At 34.5% G+C, this 12,531-nt stretch carries 14 protein-coding genes; 4 read left to right on the top strand and 10 right to left on the bottom strand.

Translation table 11 applies throughout. The features are described from left to right. Window positions 1-56: 56 nt before the first annotated feature. The 8 genes from SCA31_RS01115 to SCA31_RS01080 all read right to left on the bottom strand — a co-directional run bounded on the left by SCA31_RS01115 (window position 57) and on the right by SCA31_RS01080 (window position 6,222). Window positions 57-455, bottom strand: coding sequence for a DoxX family protein (locus SCA31_RS01115; RefSeq protein WP_410694972.1), 399 nt, complete (start codon window positions 453-455; stop codon window positions 57-59). A gap of 16 nt (window positions 456-471) precedes the next feature. After that, entirely contained in the window at window positions 472-1,050 is a 579-nt protein-coding gene (locus SCA31_RS01110) for a YdeI/OmpD-associated family protein (RefSeq protein ID WP_410694971.1), read from the bottom strand. A gap of 119 nt (window positions 1,051-1,169) precedes the next feature. Beyond that, on the bottom strand, window positions 1,170-1,634 hold the full coding sequence (locus SCA31_RS01105; protein WP_410694970.1) for an SRPBCC family protein: 465 nt from the start codon (window positions 1,632-1,634) through the stop codon (window positions 1,170-1,172). Between the two features lie 73 nt (window positions 1,635-1,707). After that, entirely contained in the window at window positions 1,708-2,037 is a 330-nt protein-coding gene (locus tag SCA31_RS01100) for an ArsR/SmtB family transcription factor (RefSeq protein ID WP_410694969.1), read from the bottom strand. 99 nt (window positions 2,038-2,136) lie between these two features. Next, entirely contained in the window at window positions 2,137-4,071 is a 1,935-nt protein-coding gene (locus tag SCA31_RS01095) for a DUF3732 domain-containing protein (protein ID WP_410694968.1), read from the bottom strand. A gap of 10 nt (window positions 4,072-4,081) precedes the next feature. After that, complete coding sequence (locus SCA31_RS01090; protein WP_410694966.1) at window positions 4,082-4,573, bottom strand: three component ABC system middle component; 492 nt, start codon at window positions 4,571-4,573, stop codon at window positions 4,082-4,084. A gap of 1 nt (window position 4,574) precedes the next feature. Beyond that, entirely contained in the window at window positions 4,575-5,744 is a 1,170-nt protein-coding gene (locus SCA31_RS01085) for an ABC-three component system protein (protein ID WP_410694965.1), read from the bottom strand. 55 nt (window positions 5,745-5,799) lie between these two features. Then, on the bottom strand, window positions 5,800-6,222 hold the full coding sequence (locus SCA31_RS01080) for an XRE family transcriptional regulator (protein ID WP_410694964.1): 423 nt from the start codon (window positions 6,220-6,222) through the stop codon (window positions 5,800-5,802). A gap of 174 nt (window positions 6,223-6,396) precedes the next feature. Between SCA31_RS01080 and SCA31_RS01075 the strand changes: the two genes are divergently transcribed. Both SCA31_RS01075 and SCA31_RS01070 read left to right on the top strand, forming a co-directional pair. Continuing rightward, the gene (locus SCA31_RS01075; protein WP_410694963.1) at window positions 6,397-6,633 is read left to right on the top strand and encodes a SymE family type I addiction module toxin; all 237 of its coding nucleotides are present in this window, start codon (window positions 6,397-6,399) and stop codon (window positions 6,631-6,633) included. A gap of 557 nt (window positions 6,634-7,190) precedes the next feature. Further along, a complete protein-coding gene (locus SCA31_RS01070) occupies window positions 7,191-7,973 on the top strand; it encodes a YdcF family protein (RefSeq protein ID WP_410694962.1) in 783 nt (260 codons plus the stop codon). 181 nt (window positions 7,974-8,154) lie between these two features. Here SCA31_RS01070 and SCA31_RS01065 read toward each other — a convergent pair whose 3' ends face one another. After that, window positions 8,155-8,550: a VOC family protein gene (locus SCA31_RS01065; protein WP_410694960.1), complete on the bottom strand. Its 396-nt coding sequence runs from the start codon at window positions 8,548-8,550 to the stop codon at window positions 8,155-8,157. A 172-nt stretch (window positions 8,551-8,722) separates the two neighbouring features. Between SCA31_RS01065 and SCA31_RS01060 the strand changes: the two genes are divergently transcribed. Beyond that, a complete protein-coding gene (locus tag SCA31_RS01060) occupies window positions 8,723-9,259 on the top strand; it encodes a hypothetical protein (RefSeq protein ID WP_410694958.1) in 537 nt (178 codons plus the stop codon). 19 nt (window positions 9,260-9,278) lie between these two features. Then, on the top strand, window positions 9,279-9,872 hold the full coding sequence (locus tag SCA31_RS01055; protein WP_410694956.1) for a hypothetical protein: 594 nt from the start codon (window positions 9,279-9,281) through the stop codon (window positions 9,870-9,872). 172 nt (window positions 9,873-10,044) lie between these two features. On the opposite strand, the gene SCA31_RS01050 is transcribed toward SCA31_RS01055, so the two are convergent. After that, on the bottom strand, window positions 10,045-12,429 hold the full coding sequence (locus SCA31_RS01050; protein WP_410694954.1) for a TonB-dependent receptor: 2,385 nt from the start codon (window positions 12,427-12,429) through the stop codon (window positions 10,045-10,047). Window positions 12,430-12,531 lie beyond the last annotated feature (102 nt).

The following is a 12,531-nucleotide window of genomic DNA, read 5'->3' as shown; positions in this document are numbered from 1 at the left end:
TGAGGGTTTGCTTAAGGTGCAAGGATTTTCTCTACGATAAAATTTCTGCTTTTTTATCAATCAATAATAGTGATTTTTCTATCTACAGGTCTTAAATACCAGGAAATAATGACTAAAAGTAACAGTAATACTGCCGGAAAAGTTCTTCCTGCTGGGTCACCAACGATAAGGTGTGAAATGACGGCTCCTGACATCACGAAGAAAAATCCTGCATAAGCCCATTCTTTAAGGAGCAAACGCTTGGGGATCAGTATGGCGATAACGCCCAATAGTTTCCATACTCCAAGGATCGTCATGAGATAGGATGGATAGCCGAGGGTAGTAAAATTGGCCAGTTCATCTTTGTTCTGGATAAGCTGAACAATGGCTGTAGAAACCATTCCTAAGGACATCCAAAGGGTGAATATCCAATAGAAGATTCTTTTTCTTTTTTCTGATTTATTAGATGTTTCCATTGTAATTATTTTGTGATTAGTCGTTTAGTCCTTTTCCGGTAAGGATTTGAGGAATGCATTTTTCAATTCTTGCTTCCCGTGTTTTGGGTTGCTTGGCAGAAGAAAAGTGGAGTAGGTAAGCTCTTTGTCGTCCGGGTGTTAAGGATTCAAAGGCTTCTTTTAATGTAGAATTATGGTCCAGTTGATGTTGAAATTCTTCAGGCATTTCAAATTCCCTGGTTTTTTTCATTTCAACTTTAGCTCCTGATTCTTCAATTTCAACGGCTTCAAACATATAAGCTTGAAGATTTTTTTCCAAATCCACAATTTGTTGCAGTGCTGTAAAACGGATTTGTCTTGCAGCCTGTACATTTTCCGATTGCCGGATCAAAATATGGTCAGGATCTTTCATCAAAGCACCTTTAAAAAAAAGGATGGCACAATATTCTTTAAATCCGTGAATTAAGAAAATATTTTTTCCCTCGTAGGTATAACAGGGACAGCCCCATTTTAAATCTTCTACAAGTTCGGTGCTTAGGGCAATCGCTCTTAGTTTTTCAAATTCTTTTTGCCATTGACTGGCGTCATCAAAGAAAAAATTAACTTTTGGATTCATGGGTTTTGGGTTTTAGAGTGAGGGTGTTGGGGAGTATTAGAGTATTAGAGTATTATAGTGGGAGGGTTATAGGGTTGTGGGAAATGAGGTGATTTCTATAATCAACAACCTAAAACCTATTACCTGCTTCCTAGCTGTTCCTGCAAACGATTATGTGCCATATTAATACCCTGTGCGAATGGCATTTTCAAATGCTGATCTCTGAAATCCACAGATTTATAAATGGTTTGAATCGTAATTTTACAGGTGGTTTCCGTTAATTTTTCAAATTCTAAAAACTCGAACTGTGCAGGAAAAGGAGTGTTTTCCATCTGAAACGTTCTTGTAATTTTCTCATTCTGAATAATTTCGTGAATGGTTCCGTTGGCACTGAAGACTACGTCACCCTGAGGGTTTGATGTTTCGAATCTATAGCTTCCGTGTTGCTTGTTTTCAAATTTTGTCACTTTGGTTCCCATCCATTGTTCGAAAAGTTCAGCTTCAGTATATGCCTTGAAAAGCAATTCTACAGGAAGATCAAATTCTCTAATGATGAAAATTTCCTGTTTTCCGTCTTCAGCGTGGATTTTTGTTTTAAGTTCCATATTTTGAGTTTGGTTTTGAGTTTGAGAGTTCTAGGGTTTTAGAGTGTTAGGGTATTAGAGTATGGTTGTGTTATTACTCATTGCTTATATTTTGGAAGGTTTTCATGACACTTTCCAGTTTGTTGAATTTCTCATCCCACATGCTGCGGAACGGTTCTATAAAGTCGGCTATTTCTTTCATTTTATTGGGATTGAGGTGATAGATAATTTCACGACCGTTCTGTTCAGATCGTAGGAGTTCACATTCTGTGAGGATCTGAAGATGCTTGGAAACGGTAGGTCTTGCCGTATCGAAATTAGATGCAATCGCTCCTGCAGTCATAGATTGTGCAGCCACCAACATCAATATAGTTCTTCTGGTAGGGTCTGCGATCGCCTGGAATACATCTCTTCTTAAATTCATTATGTAGGTATTTGACTACAAATATATGTGTAGTTATTTAGCTACGCAAATTTTTAATAATAAAAACTTTCTTTAAATTTTTGTAATATTTTTACAGGACTAATTTTGGATCCAATCTATTGGTATTAACTTTAATCCATTTCTCCACTCTTCAATAATTGCAGTTTCAAATTGTTCTGTTTTTAACTTAGCATGGTCAGTTATAATTACTTGAAAAGAGGGAGATAGTGATTCAGTTACATTGAAAATGAAGTCATACATCTGCCTAACAGCAGCTTCATCAGAACTCTCATTAATTTCACCTGTTTGATTTATATCTTTTTCTGGTGGAAAATATATTTGTGATGGTTGGTCTAGTACAAGGAATCTAGGTACTGGTCTGTTAGTTTTCACAAAATATTGATGCAAAGCAAAGTGAATTAATAAATGGGCTGCAAGCCAATTGGCACCACTACCCATGTTACTTAAAGGAATAGACCTATCAAGAGTATCAATAAATATAGTTAGTTTCTTTATATCAAAACGTATTGGAGAATTTTGATGTTCAATATCTAAATTTGCTGCCCAATTTGTCATTTGTGTATTAATATGGTTTAAGACAGCATTTAAACGGCTTTCTTTTTCTTCAGAACCAATTTGTAGTTCTAATTCTGAAAGTTTTGCTTTCAACAATTGAATTTTATCATGCAATGTTTTATCTTCTTCAACTAGATGAAAACTTTCAAGGAATAATGAAATTTTGCCAATGGCTTTACCCCGCCTCAGGTTTAGGTCTTTTAGCCTCCCAGCTTGTTCCTGTTCAGTATATATTGCTTTAATACTATTTTGCTTTAGCTCGATTTGTTTTTTTAAATCATCTTGATTTGAGGTTAATTTTTCTATATAGCTTCCAAGTTTTGGACGTTCTTGGATTGTGGTTGTTAGGTTCTCCGAAATTTGAGAAAGTGATCGATTAATTGCTTCAATTGAAAGTATTGTTGTATCGATTGTTTGACTACATAAGGGACAATTATGTAATTCTGCTTGAGTTTTGCCAAATAATTGAATAGATTCCAGTCTCACTTTTTGTTGTGTGGCCTCATTAGAATAATCAGAAGATTGGTTGATGAATATTTTTACAGCTTTTACATCATCATTTATTCTACCCAATTCTTTTATTAATTCATTTTTTTCTTCAATTAGTTTTTTCAAATTCTCATTTTCGCCTTCTGTTGTTTCATTAAATGTTGTTTCCCAATTCAAAACTTCTCTTAAAGCAGCTAATGCTGAAGACTCACTTCCTGTTTGCTGATTTACAGGAAGTAAATTTAGTTGTTTTGCTTCTTCAACAAATTCAAAGATTTTTTTACCACCATCCTGTTTAAGGCGTTCATACTCTTTTAGTTCTTTTTCACATTTTGCTAATTCACGTTTTTTTGCAGAAATTTCTTGTTCTAAACGATAAGTATCCTCTCTTAAAACACCTAAAAAATATGGGAGTGTATCTTTTATAGATTGAGCAATATAAGGATCTGATTGATTATAAAACAAATAATTTCGTTGAGCAATTAAATCTTGGGGCTGATAGGAATAATATCTACTGTGTTTAAAATTTACTGTTAGGGGAGCTCTTGTCCCTGAATCAGGGACGTTTGTAAATTCAGCTATAAATAATTTCTTTGTTAAAAAATCTTTCAGAGTATTAATATCTGAATTATTATTAAGTTCTGATAATTCAGGAATTTCTATAGTATCAGCATTTTCAAAATGAATATATTGGGTAGAAGCCTGGTTTAGCCTATTAGGATTTTGTCTAGCAATGAACACTTGTTCCGCATCAAGTTGTAGTAAAATACCAAACCATTCAACTGTATCTCTAATAATACCTTCAGAAATTCTACAATCATCACTACATAGACAATAATTTATAATATCTATAATCGCTGTTTTTCCAGTTTTAGATTCTCCTGTAATGATATTTACTTTGCCAAGTTCAAAAGAAAGGGTTCTTTTATCTCCTTGCCTATTGTAAAAAATTAAACTTTTTATTTGCATGAAAAATATTTTATGGCTTAATTCCAAACATGGAATATATTGTTATTGGTGTACCAGATTTAGAAAATAATTTACCAAGTAGAACAGCTTTGGTTATACAACTTTTGACTTCATCGTTATCTTGTTTAAGTTTCTTTCTTCTTTCTCTTATATCTATATTGCCGTCCTCATCAATACTTAATGAATCATGAGCAATTCCAAACATTATTGCTTCTCTTGAAAAGGGTAGATAGCTATTAACATGTAAAGCAAATCCTATCTTTAAATCTTCGTTTCCGTTTATCCAACTATGAATAGTAGTTGCTTTTGTCTTTGGTAACCTTTCTCGAATTTTACTTGTTAAAATAATTGGTAAAATGAGTACAGATAGTGAAAAAGGTAGGTTTTCTTTTTTTTCATTTTTATATGCCTTAATACATTCTCGTACTATTTCACTACAAAATGCAGGATTGACAAGATGAGCTGTTACTTCCGGTCTGTTTTCCCATTTTGGTAAATTCATATTAATTTATCTTATTTTCAAAATTAGGATGCCAACCTATTTCTTTTTTATCAGAGATCATATGGCAACAACCTGTTATCATATAATTTTCTCTAAAACGGTCTTTAATAAAAATTTGTGGGCATTGATTTACATAGTGTGATTCATAAAAAATTTTTCCAACACGCTTTTGTGTTTCTTCATCATCTGCTGGATTTATTATAATAGAAAACTTTTTATCCCAATCTTCTTTTAACTTGTTTTCATAAATTATATCATCGGTGGGATTAATAAGTCCTTCTCGGAGCCATTTAGATTTTTGGCTAAAAGCTCGATGATAATCACTAATGGCATGATTTATTGATCTTGGATTTACTGTTACCAACTCCAATTGTTTTACGAATGTAAAACCTCTGTATATATTTAATTGATTTGCATCAGCAGTAATTGAAGCATCAAAATCATTAGGCAGATTATCAAATTTTAATGTGTCTGCTACATCAATGACTTTTAATCTAACTTCTTTAGCTGTAATTTCAGCCCTTAGATTTTGTAATTGTAAAATAACTTCACTTAAGAACCAGCCCTCTAGTCTTTCATAAAGAGCATCTTTTTTTAATGTAGAATTTCTTAATTCGTGAAGAATTTTAGTTTTAGCTTCGTTAATATCAACTGAAGCATCTGTAACAATTATTTTTTCAACTAATCCTTTTTGTTGCTCTACAGTTAAACTTAAGAATGAGGTATAAGCCTTAGAATTAATTGTATTAGTAGATGTTCTTGCAATCTGGGAGAGATCATCTACTATCTTATCTACATCGCGAATGGATTGTGTTCCTTGTTTTAATTTAAAAGGAATTGTACCATTAGATGCTGTAGCAGTTGTTACAAGATTAAAAATAGAGTTATCTATATTAAAACTACCGTTCTTAATTCCTTCGCTCCAAACTCTTATTGTTTTCCATAAATCAACACTAGCATTTGTAAGGTTAGCTACAGAATTAACATGGAATTTAGTTTGATAGACATCTAAAGAATTAAGAGAATCAATACTAATGTCATCAATTTTTTCAATTAATAGTTTCGCCTCATCATTAGGTTCAGATATAATAAGCATTAATCCATATCTAATTTGATATAGGTAGCCTAAATTAGGCTCACTTGCAGAAAAAATAGAAGGGTTATTAGTCATATTTATATTTCAATAGTTCTTATGGCATACTTATTTTAAAATATAGATAGATGCATTATATTTTCTTTTCTAATAACCTTTCCAATTTCTCAATCATCTCCTTCTGCTGCTGAAGCATACGCTCATAAAGCTCCACCATTTTATCAAGAGGGTGAAAATTTGGAGAATTATTAATCACACTAGCGAATTGAGGTGAAGAGTGATCATGGTTATTGAAAGTATTAGCGATTATATTAATAGCCTGTTCCTCATCAAAATTCTCAATTGCTTCCGCCGGCACTTTCAGAATTTTTGCTACCTGAGCCAGAACATCGGATTCTACCGTTTCTTTTTGTTCTAGAAGAGAAACTTTCTTCTGGTTCCAGTCGTCACCCAGTTCAAAAGCCATGGCTTCCTGTTTGATGCCTAGCATTTCACGGAAACGTTTGATGTTACGGCCTTGGTGTATTTTTTTACTCTGCATATCTGTGTCAATCATAATAACAAATATAAAGTTTTAAGATATAAAAATAAAGCTCCTGTTCAAAATAAATAAAATTCTAGAATATCCTCAGTTCAAAATAAAATATCCCGTATTCCAGATAAAGTATTCTTTTAAAAACTGATTTATCCTGTATAATCTTCTTTGATTTGCAATATAAAACACCAGATGATGAGAAAGAAGATCAGTCTCAGGAACAAATATAAATTGTTTCACAATCGTAACCTTACGGTTTCCCATAAGTTTTTTCTAAGATCTTACAACAGGCATGTTTTGTTTCCTGAAATCCGAATTGCCGGAAAGTGGGTGCAGGAATGTGGTTTTGAGGCGGGAGATCATGTGGCGGTGATTGTAAGCAGGAATCAGATTATTTTGAGAAAAATGAAGGTGGGCGAGATGATTCGTTAGTGTAAACCTGAGACTGTATTCTTTTTACTCCCGCAGATTGAGCGGATGGACTGATTTTCATGGTTAATTTTAGTATGCTTCATCTGTAAGGTCTGCGGGAGATTATTTTGATTAATTGACTTGTGTTTTTTAACGCAAAGTTTTAAAGTAGATAGTGCTGAATTTCAGGAGGCAAGGAGAGGGAAGTTGAACTTGCCTGATAAAGCGGATGCTTGGCTGGCTACTTTCGGCAGCTGGGTTTTGTCTCTTGGATTTACTATAAATATAAGTTTTTAAAGTTAATGCAGTTACATTTAGAATTGCAAGAAAGGGCAGGCGAGGCTGCCAGATGAAGGAGAGAGAAGGTTTCGGCGGCCAGAGGCCGCCGAAACCTATCTATTATTTTTATAAACTTCGGTTCTCGATAAAGTATCATTTTTATTTTCTCTATCTGTACAGCCGAAAACCTTTGCCTTTCAGACTGAGCTGTGAAGCGTATGCGGAAAGGATGTAGTGAGAAAATTATTATATCTTTGGAAATCCAATGTTTTCTATACATTAATCAATAGTATCCGATGATGAAATTTTTACTAGACCTTTTATTCCGTATTTTTCAGCTTTTTACAGAACCTTATTTCTTATTATTTCTTGCGGGAGTGATCCTATTTTTGCTGAAAAGAAAAAATAAACGCAAAAACCTGAGAACAGGAATCTGTATATCAGTAGTGGTCATCATCATCATGATAGGAAATGGTTTTTTGGGTAAAATCACGTCAGGATATCTGCAGAAAAATTACCTCAAAACGGTTAAGGTTAAGCATTCAGCTTCTCAACATCCTGTTATTGTAGTGTTGGGTGGCGGGATTGTGGATATTGATAAAACAGAAACCCTGCATACAATGTCTTATTCCAGAATGGTAACAGCTTATCAACTGTATCATGAGTTTAAGAAAAATAACCAGCCTTGTACAATATTAATCTCTGGAAAAGGAAGAGGGCATAAAAGTGAGGCAGAGCTTTTCAGCGAAAATTTTAAAAAGATGGGGGTAGCAGATGCTGATATTATTAAAGAAGATCAAAGTATGAATACCTATCAGAATGCAAAATTTTCTAACCAGATCTTAAGCAAGATGGGGTCTTACAGTCTATATTTGGTGACTTCCGGTTTTCATATGAAAAGATCTGTAGCATTGTTTGAGACGTTTGGATTACAACCTATTCCACAGGCATCAGACTTTATCGATACTGAAATCACAATATTTCCTAACAGCTATAATGCGGCATTTACTTTTGTCATGCTTAAAGAGATATTGGGAATATGGCAGGTACAGCTATATAATAGCCTTGGAATTAATAAGTAATATGGCAAGGCTAAGTCTAAAAAACGGCAGAAAAACTCAATCATAAGCCATTTTTACAGAAAAGCTATTAGAAGCTCAAATAAGCACCCTTTTTTCATTCAGTACCTATGCTATCTTATTGATAATTAGTGCGGTAAATTGGTTTTTTTGTTTTTAGAACAATAACCGGTATTTGAGATGTTTACATATGAAATACATTAAATTTATGTCCGTCCGGATCAGCAAAGACAAAGCCGTAATAGTTGTCTCCAAAGCTTTCGGGAGGGGAGATGATCTTTCCGCCGGCTTTTTCAACTTCCTCAGCCCATAGATCTGTTTGTTCCTTGCTTTCTGCTGATAGGGTGAATATAATTTCATTGGCATTTTGAGAATCACCAAACTTGACATTCTTTACATTGGCTTCCAGTATATTTTTTAGGAAAAAATGAATAATGAAATCTTTTTCACCTACGAAAAAACTTACCAATTCATTAGAACTGTTCGGATTATTGGGCTTAAATCCTAATTCTGTATAAAACTTCTGTGTACGCTCTAAGTTGGCCACTGCCAAATTCGCCCAAATCATTTTAGGTTTCATATAATTATTTTTTTGGTTAGGATAAAATTACAGCCTTTCTCAACAATAGAAATTGCCATGTGGCAAGATTTTGTATTTTTAATGAGCACAACAAAAAGATGGTAATTAAAAGCAAGAACGTAATTATTACCAATTGAATTTAACATAATATATTGAAAAACCTGTACATTTAATGAGGACGTTAAGAGTTGAAATAGAGCCGGATATGGAAACCGCAGAAAATCGATATCCTGAAGTTTTGAGACTTATTTTAGAATATACTGACCAATGTGATGAAGAGGGTGATGAGGATAATAGCCAATATAAGCTATTGGAAGACCGGCTTCATCACATGACAGGGAAAGATATGTCTCAATTTAATCTGTGGGAATGGTGGGAAGGTGATGGGGCTGAGAATCTGGCTTTTGATATCAGTTTACCTGATCCTCAGATCGTGAACGCGATCACAAAAGATGAATTGGCAGAAATTGTAAGACGCGTACATACTTTTGAAACTCCTGATCCGGACGATCAATCATTTAAAGCACAGTTTTACAGTTATATATGCTTTGGAAGCGGCTATTATTCAGCATTTTTGAAGCTAAACTGTAAAGGATATCATATCAGGTTATTTCAGTCTCATAAAGATAAAGACGGGAATTATTCTGAGTATAGCATGGAGGAAATAACAGATCATCTTTGGAATGGCGGCATGATAGGTAAAGGGTAATTATAGAGAAAACAAGACTATGAACGAGAATATCATACATAAAATCAATAATTTAGGAGGAAATACAGATGCTGTGAGTGTAGATAAAAATTTTGCTGAAAATTGGCAGAGCATCAGCTTTACGCATTATCTATATGATAAAGACTGGGACGTTTATGGGATTGATGAATTCTATAGCAGGCACAAGGAACTGTATATAAATGATGAGAAGAAATTTTATGAGGATTTATTGAAGCATTATTTTTCTGATCATGAACTGCCGTACGGGCAGTATTTTTTCAGAGATTGGTTTTTTACGCCCTTTAAGGAAGGGACGAACGATCAGGAGGAATTTGACGGACTTATTGAAGAAGATATCGTGCAGAAAGTTGTAAAAGTTTCTAAGCCGGATTTTATCTGCATATTTTACTCATACGGATATCCGGATCATTTTTTTATTTGTACAGGAGATTCTGAGCCATCTAATCCGACAGTTTATAGTACAGACCATGAAATGTATTTTGACGAGATTGAAAACGAAGGAAGTCTTGATGAGTTTCTGGATAGATTTATGACCCAAGAAGAATTTCTAGATGTTGTAAAGGAATATCTGAGTGGAAAACCGAACACATAGGGACATTGGATAGGATAATATTCTATTTTCGGTAAATTATAATAATCCTATAATTTATATTATGTTAAATTGAATATGTTAACCGATTTGTTTTCTTCATGTTATATATTATTGGAATCTATAATTATTGAATAATAAACCGCTGTTATAGAGATTATAACAGCGGTTTATTTTATATGGTTACTTTCACACCCACCGAAATATTAATTCCAGGTAAAGGGCTAATAAATTTTAATTGTGAATTCTGAAGCCTTGCTTCTGAGTTTAGCAGATTATTTCCTACAATATAATACTCCAGTTCACCTATATTCAGACTGTTGTCTTTATAGGCAATACGGGCATTTAGAAGTGAAAATGCAGGCATTGGAAGTTCCGGATTGATGTTTTTTCCCAGATACTTTTGCTCTAAATAATGATCCAGAGCAACATTGATGCTTAGTTTTTGTACAGTTCCGGTAAGATTGAATCCAAAACGGCTGGTTGGCATATTGGGCATATAATCTCCGTCACTCCATTTTCTTATAGAGCTGTCAGCGGTGCTGATGTTTCTTACCAAATCATAATACCCTCCTATTTCCCACTTTCCAAATTTTTGAAGATCTGCCTTGTAAGCTGCTTCTGCTTCAATTCCGTTGATTTCAGTATTGTCAGAACGCCATTCTTTTACTAAGAAAACTTCTCTGGAAATTCCGGTATGAGCAAGATAAATATAGTTTTTATAAGATGTGTGATACCAATTGGCTGATAATCGGATATTCTTTAGATTAATTCCTCCTCCGATTTCAAATGTTTTTGCCGTTTCTTTATCCAGACTGTCATCGCCGTTTTCTTCTGTCAGGATTGCAAAATGATTGTTTCCTGCATACAACTCATTGATTTCCGGAGCCCTTTCAGAATAATTATATTGTACTTTCAGGTAAGCTTTTTTAAAGATATTCCATTGAGAAGCAACATGGAATTGATTGAGTGTAAAGTCTCGGTCAGAAAGTTTTCCACCGGAAAGCCCTCGACTTCGAACATATTTTTGATCTGCATCAGCTCTGCGTTGCACATGATCATTTCTATATCCTAAATCAAATTCGATACTGTTAAAATCAAGATGCTGCATGGTAAATATTCCTATTTCACGGCTGATATTGCTAGGTAGGTATCTTTGAGTTCCGGTGCCTTCCATGCCTCTGTATTGCACTTCAAGTCCTGTAGTTCCGGTGAGAAACTTTAATTTCTTTTGTGCAATTTCCAGTCGGCCATTATGCTGGTTCACCTTAAACTGATTGGCGCGATAACGATCAAGAAGTTCTGCATTGCTTGAAAATACTCCCATATAATTAAGCTTTATACTGGCAATTGGAAAATTGTTGAATCTATATACAGATTCGAACATGGCTTTATGAGATAAACTTCTTACATTAATTGGCAGGTATTCTATTTTCTGCTGAGGCTTACCATGAGAATGTTCCGGCATTTTAGCAAGGGCATAGCCGGGCACTCCAAAGTATGAATATGAATTTTGGTAAGCTCCTCCTGCATAAAATGATTTTCCTATATAACTTGTACCTACATAAAATGAATTGCTTTCTGAATGACTATTGGGAATGACTCCGTCTTTTGTCTGTACATAATCCCTGATACTGTTGACCTCGCTTCTGTAACGGTCTTTTACGGGATCTTGTCCGGAAACGTATTGGTCATTTTTGGGATTAGGATAATGCTTCCCATCTGAAGGATTATAATAGGTTGGACTGAAGGTATAAAGATCATCTTCGGACAATTCATAGTCTATCATATGATCTTTGGCAAACTGGCTGATGTAAGGAAAAAGACTTTTGTTCAATACCCGTCTTGAATCAACATCTACCTGGCACAAGGACTGCAAAATACTGTTGAAGCCCATAAGGTCTGGATCATAGCATCTGCTGTCTTTTGATTTTCCGGGAATTCTGACAATTTCCTGCTTCTGGTTGGCTGCTCCTACCGTCCATACCCAGTTTTTAGCAAGGGTGCCTCTGGCTGAAAATGCCTGTTTCTGCCCGCTATTGCTTCCTCCTTCAAGAAGGGCACGGAAGTTTAAGTTTTTTGACGGTAATTGTCGGGCTACATAATCTGTTTCAATATCAATAGCTCCTCCAATCGCTTTTCCACCATACAAGACTGAAGCAGAGTTTTTGTAAATATTGATACTTTGTACGTTACCCATTCCTATATCTGTATTGAAGTCTGGGCTTATTCCTGAAAGGTCATTTACTGCGGTTCCGTTTTCCAATATCCTTACCCTGTTTCCACTTAAGCTTCGAATGACGGGAGCCCCCGAATGAGGCCCATACCCTGAATTTTGAATACCGGGGATTTTGCTCAATGTTTCACCAAGCGTATTAGACTGAATAAAATCCAGCGTCTTTCTGGAAATATTTACCGAATTGTGATTCAATTTCCCCTGTACCTGAACAGACTCAATGTCTTTTATTACTTTTTTTTCCGGATCTTTTTTTTGTGCTTTTAAAATAGAAGGGCAATAAATAAGAGAACTCCCCATCAAAAAAAACATAGTTTTCTTCATGTGTATATACTTTAATAATCTGGCAAAGCTATATAATTAAATTCTTTAATGCAACATTGTTGCTTTATTGATTTTTGATATTGCTTCTTTTCCAGAACTATC

Origin of the sequence: Chryseobacterium sp. SIMBA_028 (assembly GCF_046535285.1) — a bacterium.
In the GTDB taxonomy this organism is placed as follows: Bacteria; Bacteroidota; Bacteroidia; order Flavobacteriales; family Weeksellaceae; genus Chryseobacterium.
The sequence above is the reverse complement of the archived record's forward strand: the minus strand, read 5'-3'. Positions and strand labels throughout refer to the sequence as shown.

Bases quoted from the DNA above. Each gene is read 5' to 3' on its own strand.
- SCA31_RS01065 (WP_410694960.1), bottom strand. From the start codon at position 8,550: ATGAAACCTAAAATGATTTGGGCGAATTTGGCAGTGGCCAACTTAGAG.
- SCA31_RS01100 (WP_410694969.1), bottom strand. From the start codon at position 2,037: ATGAATTTAAGAAGAGATGTATTCCAGGCGATCGCAGACCCTACCAGA.
- SCA31_RS01105 (WP_410694970.1), bottom strand. From the start codon at position 1,634: ATGGAACTTAAAACAAAAATCCACGCTGAAGACGGAAAACAGGAAATT.
- SCA31_RS01075 (WP_410694963.1), top strand. From the start codon at position 6,397: ATGAGAAAGAAGATCAGTCTCAGGAACAAATATAAATTGTTTCACAAT.
- SCA31_RS01080 (WP_410694964.1), bottom strand. From the start codon at position 6,222: ATGATTGACACAGATATGCAGAGTAAAAAAATACACCAAGGCCGTAAC.
- SCA31_RS01060 (WP_410694958.1), top strand. From the start codon at position 8,723: ATGAGGACGTTAAGAGTTGAAATAGAGCCGGATATGGAAACCGCAGAA.
- SCA31_RS01070 (WP_410694962.1), top strand. From the start codon at position 7,191: ATGAAATTTTTACTAGACCTTTTATTCCGTATTTTTCAGCTTTTTACA.
- SCA31_RS01090 (WP_410694966.1), bottom strand. From the start codon at position 4,573: ATGAATTTACCAAAATGGGAAAACAGACCGGAAGTAACAGCTCATCTT.
- SCA31_RS01110 (WP_410694971.1), bottom strand. From the start codon at position 1,050: ATGAATCCAAAAGTTAATTTTTTCTTTGATGACGCCAGTCAATGGCAA.
- SCA31_RS01055 (WP_410694956.1), top strand. From the start codon at position 9,279: ATGAACGAGAATATCATACATAAAATCAATAATTTAGGAGGAAATACA.
- SCA31_RS01095 (WP_410694968.1), bottom strand. From the start codon at position 4,071: ATGCAAATAAAAAGTTTAATTTTTTACAATAGGCAAGGAGATAAAAGA.
- SCA31_RS01115 (WP_410694972.1), bottom strand. From the start codon at position 455: ATGGAAACATCTAATAAATCAGAAAAAAGAAAAAGAATCTTCTATTGG.
- SCA31_RS01050 (WP_410694954.1), bottom strand. From the start codon at position 12,429: ATGAAGAAAACTATGTTTTTTTTGATGGGGAGTTCTCTTATTTATTGC.
- SCA31_RS01085 (WP_410694965.1), bottom strand. From the start codon at position 5,744: ATGACTAATAACCCTTCTATTTTTTCTGCAAGTGAGCCTAATTTAGGC.